Origin of the sequence: Shewanella halifaxensis HAW-EB4 (genome assembly GCF_000019185.1) — a bacterium.
Lineage (GTDB): Bacteria > Pseudomonadota > Gammaproteobacteria > Enterobacterales > Shewanellaceae > Shewanella > Shewanella halifaxensis.
In genome coordinates this window covers 3,077,378-3,095,767 of the sequence record NC_010334.1, presented here as the reverse complement: position 1 = coordinate 3,095,767, position 18,390 = coordinate 3,077,378, and the positions used below count along the sequence as shown (strand labels likewise).

Annotated in this window: 10 protein-coding genes and 3 rRNA genes; 7 read left to right on the top strand and 6 right to left on the bottom strand. The window is 46.6% G+C overall.

The window, feature by feature from the left end; translation table 11 throughout:
• Nucleotides 1–30 precede the first annotated feature (30 nt).
• Complete coding sequence (locus SHAL_RS13300; RefSeq protein ID WP_012277640.1) at nucleotides 31–1,032, bottom strand: 4-hydroxyproline epimerase; 1,002 nt, start codon at nucleotides 1,030–1,032, stop codon at nucleotides 31–33.
• 112 nt (nucleotides 1,033–1,144) lie between these two features.
• Nucleotides 1,145–2,059, bottom strand: coding sequence for a dihydrodipicolinate synthase family protein (locus SHAL_RS13295; RefSeq protein WP_012277639.1), 915 nt, complete (start codon nucleotides 2,057–2,059; stop codon nucleotides 1,145–1,147).
• Between the two features lie 177 nt (nucleotides 2,060–2,236).
• Here SHAL_RS13295 and SHAL_RS13290 point away from each other — a divergent pair, with 177 nt between their 5' ends.
• Both SHAL_RS13290 and SHAL_RS13285 read left to right on the top strand, forming a co-directional pair.
• Nucleotides 2,237–3,277 carry a proline racemase family protein gene (locus tag SHAL_RS13290; protein WP_041416010.1) on the top strand — a complete coding sequence of 347 codons (1,041 nt, stop codon included), beginning with the start codon at nucleotides 2,237–2,239 and terminating at the stop codon, nucleotides 3,275–3,277.
• Nucleotides 3,278–3,307: 30 nt separating this feature from the next.
• Entirely contained in the window at nucleotides 3,308–4,573 is a 1,266-nt protein-coding gene (locus tag SHAL_RS13285) for an NAD(P)/FAD-dependent oxidoreductase (RefSeq protein ID WP_012277637.1), read from the top strand.
• Nucleotides 4,574–4,860: 287 nt separating this feature from the next.
• Here SHAL_RS13285 and SHAL_RS13280 read toward each other — a convergent pair whose 3' ends face one another.
• Entirely contained in the window at nucleotides 4,861–6,111 is a 1,251-nt protein-coding gene (locus SHAL_RS13280; protein WP_012277636.1) for an FAD-dependent oxidoreductase, read from the bottom strand.
• Between the two features lie 33 nt (nucleotides 6,112–6,144).
• The gene (locus tag SHAL_RS13275; RefSeq protein ID WP_012277635.1) at nucleotides 6,145–7,674 is read right to left on the bottom strand and encodes a phytoene desaturase family protein; all 1,530 of its coding nucleotides are present in this window, start codon (nucleotides 7,672–7,674) and stop codon (nucleotides 6,145–6,147) included.
• Between the two features lie 273 nt (nucleotides 7,675–7,947).
• Between SHAL_RS13275 and SHAL_RS13270 the strand changes: the two genes are divergently transcribed.
• Complete coding sequence (locus SHAL_RS13270; protein WP_012277634.1) at nucleotides 7,948–8,172, top strand: hypothetical protein; 225 nt, start codon at nucleotides 7,948–7,950, stop codon at nucleotides 8,170–8,172.
• A 174-nt stretch (nucleotides 8,173–8,346) separates the two neighbouring features.
• On the opposite strand, the gene SHAL_RS13265 is transcribed toward SHAL_RS13270, so the two are convergent.
• Together SHAL_RS13265 and SHAL_RS13260 are read right to left on the bottom strand one after the other, a co-directional pair.
• A complete protein-coding gene (locus SHAL_RS13265; protein ID WP_012277633.1) occupies nucleotides 8,347–9,627 on the bottom strand; it encodes an APC family permease in 1,281 nt (426 codons plus the stop codon).
• Between the two features lie 174 nt (nucleotides 9,628–9,801).
• On the bottom strand, nucleotides 9,802–11,106 hold the full coding sequence (locus SHAL_RS13260; protein ID WP_012277632.1) for an aminopeptidase P N-terminal domain-containing protein: 1,305 nt from the start codon (nucleotides 11,104–11,106) through the stop codon (nucleotides 9,802–9,804).
• Between the two features lie 177 nt (nucleotides 11,107–11,283).
• Here SHAL_RS13260 and gmhB point away from each other — a divergent pair, with 177 nt between their 5' ends.
• The 4 genes from gmhB to rrf all read left to right on the top strand — a co-directional run bounded on the left by gmhB (nucleotide 11,284) and on the right by rrf (nucleotide 17,717).
• Nucleotides 11,284–11,835, top strand: a complete 552-nt coding sequence (gene gmhB, locus SHAL_RS13255; RefSeq protein WP_041416009.1) for a D-glycero-beta-D-manno-heptose 1,7-bisphosphate 7-phosphatase — start codon at nucleotides 11,284–11,286, stop codon at nucleotides 11,833–11,835.
• A 797-nt stretch (nucleotides 11,836–12,632) separates the two neighbouring features.
• Nucleotides 12,633–14,175: ribosomal RNA gene (locus SHAL_RS13250) — 16S ribosomal RNA — on the top strand.
• A gap of 389 nt (nucleotides 14,176–14,564) precedes the next feature.
• Nucleotides 14,565–17,459 (top strand): 23S ribosomal RNA (locus SHAL_RS13245).
• Between the two features lie 142 nt (nucleotides 17,460–17,601).
• Nucleotides 17,602–17,717, top strand: a 5S ribosomal RNA gene (gene rrf / locus SHAL_RS13240).
• Together the 16S, 23S and 5S rRNA genes form the textbook arrangement of a ribosomal RNA operon.
• Nucleotides 17,718–18,390 lie beyond the last annotated feature (673 nt).

Sequence of the window (18,390 nt, the reverse complement as noted above, 5' to 3'; positions counted from 1 at the left end):
GTTTTAAAGCTCATTTAGAAATAGGGTTCTTTACACTACTTGGAAGCCAAAGGCATAAGGGTCGCTATCATCTACCGTGATGGCGTTCTTGCCGGTGATCCTTGCCCAGCCTTTGATACTCGGCATAATCGCTCTGTGTTCACCGACGCTGGTTTCAGCTTCGATGCGACCGACAAACTGGCTACCGATAATGCTTTCGTGGGTGTATTCATCGCCAACACTGAGTAAGCCTTTAGTAAATAACTGGGCTAGACGTGCGCTGGTACCTGTGCCACAAGGAGAGCGGTCGATAGCTTTGTCGCCATAGAAAACTGCGTTGGCACCATCGGAGCCATCACTGATAGGGTCACCAGTCCAGAGCACATGGCTGACGCCGTTGACAGTTGGGTCATCTGGGTGAATACAAGTGAGTTGCTCTTGGGCGACCTCCCTAACGATTGGGCTCCACTTTAGGATGTCTCCCGCGCTCCAGTGACGAAGCCCTGGGAAATTTTCCTGCGGGTCGACAATCACGTAATAGTTACCACCGTAAGATACGTCGACTTTGAGTGTGCCGAGTCCTGGAATATCTAAGGTTTTATCTCTATGGGCGAGGTAAGCGGCAACGTTATAAATTTTGACCCAATCGACTTTCTGGCCAGTTTGCTGGTAATCGATGCTAATTTGACCTGCAGGGACGTCGATAATTAATCGACCTGGTGTCTTAGCGGTTAACAGGCCGGATTCAATGGCGGCGGTGATTGTGCCTATGGTGCCGTGGCCACACATAGGTAAACAGCCACTGGTTTCGATAAAGAGAATAGATGCATCAGCGTTGTCAGAGCAAGGAGGGTAAAGAAAGGCGCCGGACATCATATCGTGGCCGCGAGGTTCAAACATTAAGGCTTTACGGATCCAGTCATACTCACGAAGGAAATGTTGGCGTTTATCACTCATGGTATCGCCAAGCAGGTGAGGGTGGCCGCTAGTGACTAACCTAACCGGATTGCCGCAGGTATGGGCATCAACACAAAAAAAAGTGCCTTTCAGCATGTAAAACACTCCATTGTTATCGTTATTGTTATCGCTATTATTGTTAGAGTGATCTAAGCCAGCCGCTTAATCTGCATTAAACGGCTGGTTTACTGGCGATCAGACTTTTTTATTAGTCGATGTTGTACTTGTCTAGATTGATACGAGTCTCTAACGCATGAGCAATAACCTGCTCAACGTATGCACGCTCTTCGCCGATTAGCGTAAGACGCGGTAGACGAACATTTTCACTACCACGACCCACAATCTGTTCGGCAAACTTGATGCACTGTACAAGTGTTGGGATGGTGTCCAAACGTAGCAGTGGCATGAACCAACGGTAGATCTCACGTGCTTCTTCAAGACGGCCAGCGCGAGCTAGCTTATAAAGCGTCACAGATTCACGTGGGAATACGTTGGTTAGACCAGAGATCCAGCCTGTTGCACCAAGAAGTAAGCTCTCAAGTGCGATATCGTCAACACCACATAGGATGCTGAAACGCTCGCCGAAACGGCTTTGTAGCTCAGTTAAGCGACGGGTATCGGTAGTCGACTCTTTAATCGCAACGATGTTTTCTTCTTCAGCAAGAATCGCCGTCATTTCAAGATTGATGTCTACGCCATAACCGACAGGGTTGTTGTAGATCATGATAGGTAGCTGAGTTGAACGCGCTACCGTTTGGTAATGAGTTACCACTTCACGGTCGGTGCCGCGATATACCATAGCAGGAAGTAGCATTAGACCATCAACACCCAGCTTTTCAACATCTTGAGCGTACAAAGATGCTGCTTCTGCTGTGTTTTCAGTGCAGCCTGTTAGAACAAGAATACGACCATTTACCGTTTCAACGGTATGCTTGATGAACTCACGCTTTTCTTCAGGGCTTAGAGAGGCGTTCTCACCGATTGTGCCTAAAGCAATAATTCCGTCAATACCATCTCTGATCAGATCTTCCAACATGCGAGCATTCGACTCGTAATTGATTGAACCATCTTCATTAAACTGTGTTGAGATCGCAGGAAAAACACCTTGCCAATTTACGTTCATATTAAGCCTCTATTACTGCTGTGTCGCGTTTGGAGTTATATGTGGGTTGGTATATTGTATACGCATGTTTTCAAAATGAAACCCTTTTGTATTGGGAATGTATATGAAATTCTGCTACCAAAACCACAAGAATTATTGTATACAATATCCAAATATTATCGCTGGAGCAATAAAAATATGCAATCGATCACAATAAGCCCTGAATTGGCGAGTCATTTCAAAGATTTTGTCACCATTGATGCCCACACCGAGGGTGAGCCACTAAGGATTATTATTTCGGGGTATCCGGAGATCAAAGGCGCTACGATTTTAGAGAAGCGTCAATATATGCAGCAAAATCTGGACCGTTACCGCAAGTTACTGATGCATGAACCTAGGGGCCATGCGGACATGTATGGTGCATTGATTACAGAGGCAGTGACTCCTGAGGCTGATTTTGGGGTGCTTTTTTTACATAACGAAGGCTATAGCAGCATGTGTGGTCACGGGATCCTGGCCTTAGTTAAGGTGATGTGCCAAACGGGGGCTATCGATTTAGGACAAGAATCACGGATCATTAAAATCGATGCGCCAGCAGGTTTGATTACCGCCAAGGCCTATCGCGATCCGCAGGGTAAAACTCATGCTAGCTTTAAGAATGTAGACTCTTGGGCCGATGCACTCGATTGCAGTGTGAATGTCGAGGGTTTTGGTGAGGTTCGCTATGATATCGGCTTTGGTGGCGCCTATTATGCTTATGTCGATGCCGATGCTCACGGCATTAGCTGTGGTCAAGATAATGTGGCGCAGCTGATTGATATTGGCCGCAGAATTAAACTGGCGGTAATGGCAACTCACCCATTAGTACATCCACTAGAGGAAGAGTTAAGCTTTCTTTATGGCACCATCTTTACCTCGAAAAAGGTGACGAACCCCGAGGCTCATTCACGCCATGTGTGTATTTTTGCTGATGGTGAAGTGGACCGCTCACCTACGGGAACAGGCGTTGCAGGGAGAGTGGCGCTTTTATATGCCAAGGGCGAGGTCGAGCTTAACGCGCCGCTGATGATTGAAAGCATTGTCGATGGCAGAATGATTGTTAGTGCCTCGGCGGTGTCCGAGTTTCATGGTAAACAGGCGGTGATCCCTGAGGTTTCGGGTCGCTCTTATATTACCGGCAAGCATCAGTTCTTTATCGACTCCGATGATGTGTTTCAAAACGGTTTTATGTTGCGTTAATTGCATCAGCAAAATGAGTGGAGAAAAGTTATGAGCAATAATAGGCATCCTGACACATTGACCATTGTTGGCGCAGGTATTGTGGGATTAGCGGCGGCGATAGAGCTGCAGCGAGCGGGATTTAATGTCACGGTTGTGGATAGAGAGGGCGCGGGTGCGGGAGCTTCAAAGGGCAACGCTGGTCACTTTGCCACCGAGCAGGTATTTCCTTTAGCGGATCCTGCCATGTTACCCAAGCTGCCAGGTATGCTGCTGGATCCGCTTGGGCCGTTTCGTATTCAACCTCAGTACTTTTTAAAGGCGCTACCTTGGTTTTTGCGTTTCCTACACAATATGTTGCCTTCACGTAGAGCCAATAATAGTCGAGCGATTAAAGCGCTTAATCAAGGCTCTATCGCGGCGATAAAGTCCCTTGCTGAGTTTTGTGGCTGTGAAGAGTTACTGACCTTTAACGGCAGCTTGCTGGTATTTGAAGGCACATCGCAGCAGGAAGTACACAAAGAGTTTCGTGCTTATGCCGAAGCGGGAGTCGAAGTTCAGTTATTGAGTGGCGATGAAGTCAGGGGACTAGAGCCTTCGTTGAGTGTTAATATCACCAATGCGTTGTACTTTACCCATGTGGGTCACACTGAAGATCCCTATCGTTTATGTTTGGCTCTAGAAGCTAAATTTAAACAGATGGGGGGAGAGGTGGTCACCGAAGAGTTAGTGAAGATCAGTAGCTCCAATACAGATTCGAATATCAGGTTAGAAACAAATTTTGGGAGCCATACCACCGAACGGCTGATTATTGCCTCAGGCGCCTGGTCTAAGCCTTTTGCTAAGCAGCTAGGCTATTCGGTGCCTTTGGAAACAGAGCGGGGTTATCACTTGATGATGCCGCAGCGCAGCTGCTTGTCTCGTCCGGTAGCCTCTTATAATCGTAAGTTCATCATCACCCCGATGCAGGGTGGCACAAGGTTAGCCGGTACGGTTGAGTTTGGTGGTCTGAAGGCGCCTTTAGTAGAGGCAAGAGCTAATTGCCTATTTCCTCATGCAAAGGCATTGCTGCCGGAGCTATTTGCTGACGCATCCGTTGAGGACGGTGAGCGTTGGATGGGCTTTAGGCCCTCTATGCCAGATAGCCTGCCAGTCTTGGGTCGAAGCCAGAAGCAATCGAATGTGTTTTTCTCATTCGGTCACCAGCACCTGGGGCTCACTTGGTCGGCGATTACGGCTAAGTTATTGACGCAAGAGGTATTAGGTAAGCAGGCTGATATTGACTTAAGCCCCTATCGAATAGATAGGTTTAGTTAGAGTTAGCCTAACATTCAGCATATGAAAGTGGACTTTTTAAACGGAGTTATTAAGTGAATACGCTGCAGAAATTGATTGTTATTGAGAGCACCGTGTTGATCTCTTTCTTACTGTATATCGCTTCATATTGGCACGCGAGCTTTCATCTGCTCGTTACCGTTATTTTGTATAAGGCTGTAAAAACTGCCCATATATAAGTAAAAAAACCATCGACTTAGGTCGGTGGTTTCTTATTTTGTGGCAGTTCGAATAGACAATCTAGCCGTGTTAGTTAGAGTTAGTTAGAGTTATTTAGAGTTAGCTTCGTGCTCTTTAGTCTCTAAGTTTTTAACCAACTTGGCCACTTTCTTGGCCGACAGCACCGCGCCCTCGTGTAGACCGTCATAGAGATAGGCACCGACATGGTAGGTGTGGTTAGCGCCATTGTTGTCGATAATATTGCGGCGGTATCGAAATGCATCGACGCTATAGAGCGGCGTGTGGTGCTCAAATGTTTGCAGGATATTTTGTTCTGCAATCAAGTTCTCAATGTTATAGGCCAAGCTGTATTGCGGCTTTGGCGGTAGATTACAGATCCGGGTTAGGCTAGCGTTATAGCCCCATCCAGCTTGGGTCTGAAAAAAATCAAACTCCGATGGTTGGTTTATACCGAAGCGTGGATAAACTAGCGCATCTCGATGCAGCACTGTTTTAGCAATATTGGCTTGCCAAGGGGAGAAGTGCTTCACTTCTGAAGCTGTTGGCTCTGATATTAAGCGCAACACTTGATCTGGTGGAACGGCTAAAACGAGTTTGTCGAAATGCTCACTGCTGTCATCGGCAAAGTGCAGTGTGACGCCACTATAGGAGCGGATCACTGTTTTTATGTTCGCATTGAGAATGACTTTGCCCTTTAAGCGGCGTTCAATTTTCTCTATATAGCTGTAGACCCCGCCATCTATTCGTTTCCAATCCGCCCAAAAATAGCGCCTAAAAATATTAAACGCTAACTCTGCAGGAATCTTGGTGATGGCTTTGTAGGGAATAGAGAAACAATACATAGTAAATAGCTTTAACCAAGTGTTTCTCACCTGATGTTTAGTGACGTAGTCAGCAAAAGGCTTGCCTATAAGAGATGATGAGGGTTTGAAATATATCTGCAGCAATAACCAGTTCGCAGAGAGATAAACATAAGCGAGTTTGAAAAACTCAGCGATGAGAGCCAACCCCTTTATATTACCCGTGATAACGGAGGGAGAAAGAAAACGTTTCTTATTGCGCTTAAAGATTGCCGAGCCAACGTTCAGGGGCTCGAGGCTAACATTGAGTTCATCCATCAAAGAGAGAAAGTGCTTAAAGTTACTGGAAAACTCAACCACACCGCCTTCAAGTATTAGGTTTTGCGGAATGTTGGGATTTTTTATGTTTTTGTTTACTGTGCGTATGTGTCCGCCTAACATGGCTTGTTTCTCAAACACGCTCACAGTGTGCCCCTGTTTACTCAGATAGTAGGCGGTTATCATACCGCTAGCGCCACCTCCTATGATCGCAAACTTCATATCTTCCTCCTATTCGTCGCTAGTCTAGCCAAGTTATAGAATGCGATCTCCGCTTAGATGTTGATATAGCTTGGCTCCGGTCCAAAATGTACCCGCAAAACCAGCATAGCCGGACGAGGCGTTACAAAAATAGAGACCCTGTAGTGAGCTGTTGTGATTTAACCGCCACAGATTGAAATTGCTCGGTGTCATCGCCGAGCCGTAGGAGTTCCCCTCTGGGCACCAGCAGAAGTCCTCATTTGTCGTTGGGCTCCCTGTGCTCTTATAGGATAAATACTCTCTAAAGTTTGGAACGTAATGCTCTTCAACCGTATTGATTATGGCATCTAATATCGCTCGTTTCTTCTGCCTATAGGCTCTTGGATCGCGCGCCTTTAAATCTTTAAAATATTGGTAATCGGCAACGGTGACAAACTCGATAATCTGATGCCCTTCTGGTCTATCCGACGTGTCTTGAGTTAAAAAGCCAGGAGTGGACATGGCGAAACTGGGAGCCGAGTAGTCATGATTGTGATACATGGCATCGAAGGCAAGGTTAAGATCGTTATGACCGGTGTGAAAAATGTTCCACTTGCCAAAGCCGTAGTTCGCTAAGTTAATATCTTTGACTGAGCAATAGGCCATAAAGTTAGATGCTGAATAGTCATAGTTCAGTTGTCTTCTTACCTTCAAAGAGAATTTCTCTATGCCGATGAGATGGGCGGCTTTTTTAGGATCCATATTACAGACGATGCTTTTTGCTGCGTAACGGATTGTCTCTTTGGTTATGAGTTCAGTTGCTTCGACTGCAATGACACGATTATTTTCTAAAATAAATTTATCGACCTGTGTCTGATAGATAATTTTTCCGCCATTTTCTTTAATGGTGTCGACTAATGAATGGATCACATGCTCAAAATGATGCGTAGGGTAGTAGGCTCCTCTTTGATACCCAGTAAAAAGCAGCACCCAGGCACAGAATGAAAGCTGATTTGGCGGAAGCAGAAAATCGGGCCACTGAAGTGCGAGCAGCGTTTGCGCCTCCTGTGGCAGCTTATGTTTGTCAAACATCTGCTGCAGAGTAAATCTGATGTTTCTATATGCAGTTGCGGCTTTTTCTAGATTTTTGAAGATATTTTTAAAGCGTTCGTCACCGGATAGCACGGTTAGCCCATCAGCAGTTCGTCTGACCTCATCAATAAAGGCGCGGCATTGCTTAGTATGCTTAGGAAATAGGCCCTCTAGGCGGGTAAGCAGTAACTCTGAATCAGAGGGAATATCGAGTTGATATCCAGGCATGCGCATATGATCGAAACCTTGTGGATCAAATGACTCGAAAGTGACTTTTTGCTCTAATTGCAGTTTCTTAAGAACTTGGTTAACGGTTTCTCCTTCACCACAATTCCACACATAGTGAAGTTGGGCATTAAATTTGTAATGCTTGCCTATGGGAAAAGTGTGCCCGAAGCCTCCAGGATATTGATGTGCTTCCAGGATCACCACTTTACGGCCCGATTTTGCACTTAGAGCGGCGAACACTAATGCGGATATACCACTACCGACAATTAAGTAGTCTGCATCCATTATCGACTCCATCTGGCTGGTGGGCAAGGCTCGCTGTTTTTAGCTTATTGGGCTATAAAACCTAGTATCTTAGATTGTAGTTTGCGAGGTGAGAGCCAGCAAATGAGAGCGCGTTTTTAAGGAGTGACTTTTGGCTGCATCTAGGCTCGAGGTCGCAGGTTGGTTGTTAGCCTGTATGAAATATGGATGAGGAGATAGGCAAGAGATAGATTAACGTCACCTCTGGTCATGTACTCTACAATGAGTTATAGACTCAAGAGCATAAGGATTATCATGGATAAACTTGCAATGAATATCTCTCAAGAAGTGCTTCTTCAAATTTCAAAGATAGTTGAAACCGAATGCTGTCAGGATGCCAGTGCATTGTTAGATGAAGGTTTTGTTTTACTCGCGGTGAATACCAACGTGTTTGAAGATAGTGAGAATCGTTTTGTCTATGCTTTAGGGTTTCCCAAACCATTAGATAAACTCAGCGATTGGGCCAAGTCGAACTTTTAGTCACTATCTCTAGGTGAGGAGCTCATAGCGGAAAGCTCGTAGCTTAGATATTGAGGATTAGAGCTTGAGGCTTAGATCTCGAGATTTAGATATTGAGACAGGGCTTGTTATCAATTCCTAATGCTTGCACTTCGTCAGCATCAGTTTCTTTTTTTCTGCTTAATTGGTCTTGGTTTAAGCTAAAAGGTAGCTAAAAATTTGCACCCCAAGTAGGAAAAGACACAGCAGAGCGCCTGTAATCGGCCAGCCTTTGCGTTTTTTAGCTTTATCTCTCGCCTTATCTTTCAGTTCCTCTTTGGCCGTTTGGCGCTGGACACGCCAAAGTGACAGGTTAACTAAAGCGAAAATAATCAGAATAATAAAGCTGGTGGTTTTGGCCAGAGTGACAAGAGGCAGCCAGAGCGCGAAAAAGCAAACAATGACGGTAATGATAATGGTGGCGATGATCGGCGTTTGTGTCTTGCTGTTTACTTTGGCGAAAAAAGCCGGGGCTCGCTCTTGATGAGCCATACCATATAGCACTCTGGCAGCCATGATTATCTGCACTAATATGCCGTTTAGTATGGCAAATAAACTGATGACACTGATTAAGGTACCCGCCATGGGGTGGTGGGGGCTCAGAATATCTTTAAGTGGAGCATCTGAGGCCGCGAGTTGCTCTAAGGGAAGAGAGAAGACTGCGACTAACGCCACAACCACATAGAGTAAGCTGGCGCTAATAAATGCCAGTATTATTCCCCTTGGCATGGTTTTGCTTGGGGACTTAACCTCCTCAACAATATTGACCATATCTTCAAAGCCGATAAAGGCATAAAAAGCGAGAAATGCGCCGCTGAGCACACCTCCTAATACGAGTGTACTTTCAGGTATAAAAGCTTGTTGTAGATCTAAGGAAGTTGGAAGTGCGCTGCCAGCAATCGTAATGACCAGTAACAAGCCGAATACTTCGATGACGGTTAACACGGCCGCGAGCCAGAGTGACTCGGCGATCCCCCATACTGCAATGAGCCCGAGTAACAGCAGCATTACAGATATGCTGACGTGGCGTGGGATCTCGACAAAATGGGCTAAATAGCCGACAAAGCCATTTATCAGTGTTGCAGATGACACTATGCCGGTAAACACCACTAGGTAACCGACAATGATGCCATAATAACGACGCTGGAATCCCTGCTCGACATAACAGGCTTCGCCAGCACTTTGAGGAAAGCGGGATACCAGCTCACAGTAACTCAGTGCTGTCACGTAGGCGATAATGGCGGCAACGATAAAGGAGAGTGGTGCGAGCATGCCAGCATAGGCCGCTACTTTACCCACTAACACGTAGATCCCAGCGCCGAGCATGGTCCCCAGTCCATAAAGCGTCAGTAGAGGCAGGCCAATCTTACGTGCCAAGGGGCTATCTTTGGCAGAGGAGGGATCCTGTGTTTTAGGCGTCGGTTTAAAATTTTGCATGGAAACGGATATTCGCTGAGCCACAAGTACTTCTTTTAGTGTAGTACATTGAGTCTGTGGTTTTACTCACTATGGAGCTAATTGCGATAATGGCCGAGTAGAGAGAGGCGCAATAACATGAACTATTGCATTATTGCGCCTAACGCTATTTTTTATGATTGAATAACGATAGCTTTAGGCTCCCATGCAATCTTCAATTTCTTCTATTGTTCTAGGCACATCGACTGACAGATTTTCAAAGCCTGTTTCGGTGACTAAGATATCGTCTTCGATACGGATCCCCATGCCACGATAAGCTTCGGGAACGTCGAGTGCATCTTTAGCGAAATAAATTCCCGGCTCGATAGTGAACACCATGCCCACTTCTAGTGTGCACCAATTACCGTCTTGGTCATGATAGGGGCCCACATCATGAACATCCATGCCTAGCCAATGGCCTGTCTTATGTACGGTAAAGCGCTTATAGCTTTCTGTTGCCATGATCTCGTCAATGCTGCCTGTTAACAATCCAAGCTCCTTTAGACCTTCGGCCATCACTTGCATACAAGTCTCATAAAGACTATTCCAAGCCGCTCCAGGTCGCACCTTGGCAATGGCCTGATCTAGCGCATTAAGCACCAATTGGTAGATGGCTTTTTGTTCCTGTGAAAAGGTGCCATTAACGGGGTAGCTGCGGGTAATATCCGCAGCGTAATGTTCAAATTCACCACCGGCATCGATAAGTAGCATCTGGCCGTTGGATAATTCGCAGCAGTTATCTTCATAATGCAGGCAGCAGGCATTATTACCGCCAGCGACGATACTAGGGTAGGCAACTGCATTACAACCATGTTTAGCGATAGTAAAATCAAATAACGATGATAATTCTCGCTCGTTAATACCCGCACGACATACTTGCATCACCGCTTTGTGGCCTGCGGTTGACGCAGCTACCGCTGCGCGTACTTTCGCGATCTCTTCAACAGATTTTGTGACACGCATCCCATGCAGTATTTCGGCTAACGGTTTAATCGAGGTGAACTGCTTAGGAGTGTCAAATGAGCAGTGATGCCTTTGATTATTTGCCCATCCAATAAGCTGTGATGAGAAGCGGCTCACTTCATCACTAAGATAGATAGTGTTAATACCTTGCAGGAGTGGTAACAAGGAATCTTCGAACTCTGCAACGGAATACGCCTTATCTGCACCGTACCTCTCTATGGCACCTTCAATACCTGCGCGTGCGCCAAAGCTGACCTCTTGAGCAGGGTCTTTTGGACGACAAAATAAGATGTATTGGTTTACATCACTCTTAATAAGCAATGCAATGGCATCGGGTTCGTTGAAGCCAGTTAAATAGAGAAAGTCGTTATCTTGTCTAAAATGGTATTTGATATTCTTGCTGCGCACTTTTTGCTGGTAGCCAGCTACAAGCACTAAGCTATTATTCGGTAACTGATTAAGCAGTTCATCGCGTCTTTGGTTATAGATATTAGACATCTTATAATTTCCATTGCTACTTATTTACAGGCGAACCTGTTATTGAGAATCGGCAGAACAAGTAAAGTGTATACTTTATCCATTACACGATATTACTTGCTATATAGCAAGTTCACGGTGCAATTTGTTGTAATGAGTGAAATAATAATAGCCATTGCATATTAGAGAGAATGTATTGTGAATCGAGCGGTGTTTTTAGACAGAGATGGCGTTATCAATCTAGATCATGGTTATGTACACCAGGTTGATGATTTTGAATATGTAGACGGTGTGTTTGATGCGTGCGCTGCACTTAAAGAGATGGGATATCTACTTGCAGTCGTTACCAACCAGTCTGGTATTGCTCGAGGAATGTATAGTGAAGATCAGTTTCATTCATTAACGGAGTGGATGGATTGGAACTTTGTTGATAAAGGTGTTGAGCTTGATGGCATCTATTACTGCCCACATCATGCTGAAAAGGGCATTGGCGAATACAAAATCGATTGTGACTGCCGTAAACCGAAACCTGGCATGCTTAACTCGGCGGCACAGTTTTTAAAAATCGATCTGTCTCAGTCGGTCATGGTGGGTGATAAACGAGATGATATGTTAGCAGCAGAGGCTGCAGGCGTACCGACACGCATTCTTGTTAGAACCGGCAAGTCAGTAACAGATGACGCGATTGCGGCTGCAACTGTGGTGTTAGATTCAATTGCAGATGTTCCTGCATATCTAGCAAGCAGATAGAAATTGATATAATAACAGCGCCTCTAGTAAGTAGTAGAACTAAATAGCAAACACGAAAATGCCCCATCTAGGGGCATTTTCGTTATCAGCATTCGGTGATGAGCTATTACATACTCCGTTAACACCCAAACTCGTATGTTTTACAGCCCGCAATGCTGTATAAAACAGCGTATCGTGTAAATGATGTTCATTTGATTCGAATGTTCTAATTTTATTAAGAAAGCGCCTTGCGCTTTAATCTCACATCCCTATAATGCGCATCCACTGACACGGCACAGCAGGCCAAGTAGACTTACGCTTGAGATTAGAAATAGTCGTTAAGCTAGGTAACACGGGACTTGCAGCTTAATCAGTATCTCTTTTAAGTAAGAGGTGAGGTTTGAAAATCGAAAGAGATTTGAACTAGGTGACAAACGCTTTAAGAGCTTCGAGTAGTGAATGATTTTCGCATTAGCGATTAAGAACACACCGCTTGAGAAACTTCTTAAAATAAGTGCTTGACGCCAACGACGGGAAGTGTAGAATACACAACCCAAGCCAACGACCTAGCGTCTTAGGCTGCTAACTGAAAGACTTGTTCTTAATAGGGTTAGCACCGCTCTTTAACAATATGACAAGCAAATCTGTGTGGACACTCACAGAGATTAAGTTATTCGAAATTGCCTACTTCTTTCTAGTAAAGAATGAGGCAATCAAAAAATTACTTAATGAATGAGTGTTCATAGCAATATGTAATACAGAATTCGTTGAGCCGCTGATTTAGCCTTACTTGTAAGGTGGAAGAAGCAAAAAAACTTTAATTGAAGAGTTTGATCATGGCTCAGATTGAACGCTGGCGGCAGGCCTAACACATGCAAGTCGAGCGGTAACACAAGGGAGCTTGCTCCTGAGGTGACGAGCGGCGGACGGGTGAGTAATGCCTAGGTATCTGCCCAGTCGAGGGGGATAACAGTTGGAAACGACTGCTAATACCGCATACGCCCTACGGGGGAAAGGAGGGGACCTTCGGGCCTTCCGCGATTGGATGAACCTAGGTGGGATTAGCTAGTTGGTGGGGTAATGGCTCACCAAGGCGACGATCCCTAGCTGGTCTGAGAGGATGATCAGCCACACTGGAACTGAGACACGGTCCAGACTCCTACGGGAGGCAGCAGTGGGGAATATTGCACAATGGGCGAAAGCCTGATGCAGCCATGCCGCGTGTGTGAAGAAGGCCTTCGGGTTGTAAAGCACTTTCAGCGAGGAGGAAAGCTCAAGCGTTAATAGCGTTTGGGTGTGACGTTACTCGCAGAAGAAGCACCGGCTAACTTCGTGCCAGCAGCCGCGGTAATACGAGGGGTGCAAGCGTTAATCGGAATTACTGGGCGTAAAGCGTACGCAGGCGGTTTGTTAAGCAAGATGTGAAAGCCCCGGGCTCAACCTGGGAACTGCATTTTGAACTGGCAAACTAGAGTCTTGTAGAGGGGGGTAGAATTTCAGGTGTAGCGGTGAAATGCGTAGAGATCTGAAGGAATACCGGTGGCGAAGGCGGCCCCCTGGACAAAGACTGACGCTCAGGTACGAAAGCGTGGGGAGCAAACAGGATTAGATACCCTGGTAGTCCACGCCGTAAACGATGTCTACTCGGAGTTTGGTGTCTTGAACACTGGGCTCTCAAGCTAACGCATTAAGTAGACCGCCTGGGGAGTACGGCCGCAAGGTTAAAACTCAAATGAATTGACGGGGGCCCGCACAAGCGGTGGAGCATGTGGTTTAATTCGATGCAACGCGAAGAACCTTACCTACTCTTGACATCCAGAGAATTCGCTAGAGATAGCTTAGTGCCTTCGGGAACTCTGAGACAGGTGCTGCATGGCTGTCGTCAGCTCGTGTTGTGAAATGTTGGGTTAAGTCCCGCAACGAGCGCAACCCTTATCCTTATTTGCCAGCACGTAATGGTGGGAACTTTAGGGAGACTGCCGGTGATAAACCGGAGGAAGGTGGGGACGACGTCAAGTCATCATGGCCCTTACGAGTAGGGCTACACACGTGCTACAATGGTCGGTACAGAGGGTTGCGAAGCCGCGAGGTGGAGCTAATCTCACAAAGCCGGTCGTAGTCCGGATCGGAGTCTGCAACTCGACTCCGTGAAGTCGGAATCGCTAGTAATCGTAGATCAGAATGCTACGGTGAATACGTTCCCGGGCCTTGTACACACCGCCCGTCACACCATGGGAGTGGGCTGCACCAGAAGTAGATAGCTTAACCTTCGGGAGGGCGTTTACCACGGTGTGGTTCATGACTGGGGTGAAGTCGTAACAAGGTAGCCCTAGGGGAACCTGGGGCTGGATCACCTCCTTACCTATACGACTAACTTAATCGTTGTTGAGTGTTCACACAGATTGCTTGTTTGTCTCTACTTGTAGAGATGAGCGACAAAATATCCTGCCTTAGTTGCAGTTGATATCGTTCTTTAAAAATTTGGAAAGCTGATAGTGTTAATCTGAAAGGGATAATGACTACGATTTATCGTGTTGTTATTTATAGGATTAGCGCGAAATTAAAAAATTGAGTTCTAAAAACACTTAACATTAAGTGTCTTAGCTTGTTGTTTAACATTAACTTGTTGAGCAATGAGATAAAAATTCTAATTTTGGCGAAAGTAGAAACCATTAGTTACAGTACGGCTGTGTTGAGCTTACCCGCTCAAGACAACGAGTATTTCTCATAGAGACTTATTTGGGTTGTATGGTTAAGTGACTAAGCGTATATGGTGGATGCCTTGGCAGTCAGAGGCGATGAAGGACGTAGTAACTTGCGAAAAGCGTTGGCGAGCTAGTAACAAGCATTTGAGCTAACGATGTCCGAATGGGGAAACCCACATGCATAAGCATGTATCACTACATGAATACATAGTGTAGTGAGGCGAACCCGGGGAACTGAAACATCTAAGTACCCGGAGGAAAAGAAATCAACCGAGATTCCCCTAGTAGCGGCGAGCGAACGGGGATTAGCCCTTAAGCGTAGAGGGTGTTAGTGGAATGTGTTGGAAAGCACAGCGGCACAGGGTGATAGCCCCGTACATGAAAACTAACTTTACGTGAAAACGAGTAGGACGGGACACGTGACATCCTGTTTGAACATGGGGGGACCATCCTCCAAGGCTAAATACTCCTGACTGACCGATAGTGAACCAGTACCGTGAGGGAAAGGCGAAAAGAACCCCTGTGAGGGGAGTGAAATAGAACCTGAAACCGTATACGTACAAGCAGTGGGAGCGGTTCTTGAGACCGTGACTGCGTACCTTTTGTATAATGGGTCAGCGACTTACATTTTGTAGCAAGGTTAAGCGAATAGCGGAGCCGTAGGGAAACCGAGTGTTAACTGCGCGTTTAGTTGCAAGGTGTAGACCCGAAACCCGGTGATCTAGCCATGGGCAGGTTGAAGATTGAGTAACATCAATTGGAGGACCGAACACACGTATGTTGAAAAATGCGGTGATGACTTGTGGCTGGGGGTGAAAGGCCAATCAAACCGGGAGATATCTGGTTCTCCTCGAAAGCTATTTAGGTAGCGCCTCGTACGAATACCATTGGGGGTAGAGCACTGTTAAGGCTAGGGGGTCATCCCGACTTACCAACCCTTTGCAAACTCCGAATACCAATGAGTACTATACGGGAGACACACGGCGGGTGCTAACGTCCGTCGTGAAAAGGGAAACAACCCAGACCATCAGCTAAGGTCCCAAAGTTATTGCTAAGTGGGAAACGATGTGGGAAGGCTTAGACAGCTAGGATGTTGGCTTAGAAGCAGCCATCATTTAAAGAAAGCGTAATAGCTCACTAGTCGAGTCGGCCTGCGCGGAAGATTTAACGGGGCTAAGCAATACACCGAAGCTATGGGTACTAGTGCTTGCACTAGTGCGGTAGAGGAGCGTTCTGTAAGCCGTTGAAGGTGAAGGGGTAACCCACGCTGGAGGTATCAGAAGTGCGAATGCTGACATGAGTAACGATAAAGGGGGTGAAAAACCCCCTCGCCGAAAGACCAAGGGTTCCTGTCCAACGTTAATCGGGGCAGGGTGAGTCGACCCCTAAGGCGAGGCCGAAAGGCGTAGTCGATGGGAAACGGGTTAATATTCCCGTACTTCTGCTAACTGCGATGGAGAGACGGAGAAGGCTAGGCTAGCGCGGCGTTGGTTGTCCGCGTTTAAGGTTGTAGGCTGTACACTTAGGCAAATCCGGGTGTACTTAAGGCTGAGAACTGATGACGAGTCACTAAGGTGATGAAGTAGTTGATGCCATGCTTCCAGGAAAATCTTCTAAGCTTCAGGTTAGTAGGAATCGTACCCCAAACCGACACAGGTGGTCGGGTAGAGAATACTAAGGCGCTTGAGAGAACTCGGCTGAAGGAACTAGGCAAAATGGTACCGTAACTTCGGGAGAAGGTACGCTCTTAGTGGTGATGGGACTTGCTCCCTAAGCTGCCGAGAGTCGCAGATACCAGGTGGCTGCAACTGTTTATCAAAAACACAGTACTGTGCAAACTCGCAAGAGGAAGTATACGGTATGACGCCTGCCCGGTGCCGGAAGGTTAATTGATTGGGTTATCTTCGGAGAAGCTCATGATCGAAGCCCCGGTAAACGGCGGCCGTAACTATAACGGTCCTAAGGTAGCGAAATTCCTTGTCGGGTAAGTTCCGACCTGCACGAATGGCGTAATGATGGCCACGCTGTCTCCAGCCGAGACTCAGTGAAGTTGAAATTGCGGTGAAGATGCCGTATACCCGCGGCTAGACGGAAAGACCCCGTGAACCTTTACTATAGCTTGGCACTGAACATTGAACCTACATGTGTAGGATAGGTGGGAGACTTTGAAGCTTCGTCGCTAGATGGAGTGGAGTCAATCTTGAAATACCACCCTTGTAGTTTTGATGTTCTAACCGCGGCCCCTGAATCGGGGTTCGGGACAGTGCCTGGTGGGTAGTTTGACTGGGGCGGTCTCCTCCCAAAGAGTAACGGAGGAGCACGAAGGTTGGCTAAGTACGGTCGGACATCGTACGGTTAGTGCAATGGCATAAGCCAGCTTAACTGCGAGACATACACGTCGAGCAGGTACGAAAGTAGGTCATAGTGATCCGGTGGTTCTGTATGGAAGGGCCATCGCTCAACGGATAAAAGGTACTCCGGGGATAACAGGCTGATACCGCCCAAGAGTTCATATCGACGGCGGTGTTTGGCACCTCGATGTCGGCTCATCACATCCTGGGGCTGAAGTCGGTCCCAAGGGTATGGCTGTTCGCCATTTAAAGTGGTACGCGAGCTGGGTTCAGAACGTCGTGAGACAGTTCGGTCCCTATCTGCCGTGGGCGTTGGATGATTGAAGGAAGCTGCTCCTAGTACGAGAGGACCGGAGTGGACGAACCGCTGGTGTTCGGGTTGTCATGCCAATGGCATTGCCCGGTAGCTACGTTCGGAATCGATAACCGCTGAAAGCATCTAAGCGGGAAGCGAGTCCTAAGATGAGTCATCCCTAGGAATTTAATTCCTCTAAAGAGCCGTTCGAGACTAGGACGTTGATAGGCAAGGTGTGTAAGCGTTGTGAGGCGTTGAGCTAACTTGTACTAATGACTCGTGAGGCTTAACCATACAACCCTAATGGGTTTTGTATGAGACTGATGTTTCAACAGACACCAGAGTTAGAATTTAAGCACTTAATGTAGTGTGAACTCAAAAATAATTTCAATTACTTGCGCTAGCGAGTAACAGCTTTTCAAATTTACCGAATTTGTCTGGAAACCATAGAGCTGTGGCACCACCTGAATCCATTCCGAACTCAGAAGTGAAACACAGTATCGCCGATGGTAGTGTGGGGTCTCCCCATGTGAGAGTAGGTCATTTCCAGGCGCCTATTTATTCTCGAAAGAGAAGTGAGAAAGCCCGCTACGATGTAGCGGGCTTTTTTCGTTTTTGGCTGGTACGAGAATTGACCACTCGAATATGGGGAAGTAGAAAGCTCGAGCGTAGCGAGGTTCAATAACCATGTGGAGTAGGGTGAATAGTCTGCGCTTATCAAGCACTGCTTGATGCAGGCTATGAACGCGGAGAGCTTGTGACCTACAGGGTGTAGAGAATGCCATTTATGCAGGATGCATATAAATGGTCTCGAAGCTGGCCATTTCCAGACGCCTATTTATTCTCGAAAGAGAAGCAAAAAAGCCCGCTACCATGTAGCGGGCTTTTTTACGTCTGCAATTTGTGATTTTCAAAAAACCTCTAATCGATAGCAAGCATGAAAAATGCACGAAACATATTTGCGAGTGCCGAGCTTCCCAAGCCTTGGAGCTATCTGGATAAGAAGTTGATCTACTCATAACGTTTTTGGCAAACTAATTCAAGGCGAATAACTGAAAGAATGGTTGCTCCCTTGTGAAGTTGTTCAGCGCAGAAGTAGGCAGCCAAAAACGCTCCAGAATGGCGAGTTTTAGCGGCTCTGATACTGTGACTCTTAAGGAACAAGAGGGAGCTTAACCCTAGTTCAACTATGCTCTTCACTCGTTGCAAACCACATGGATGTGGT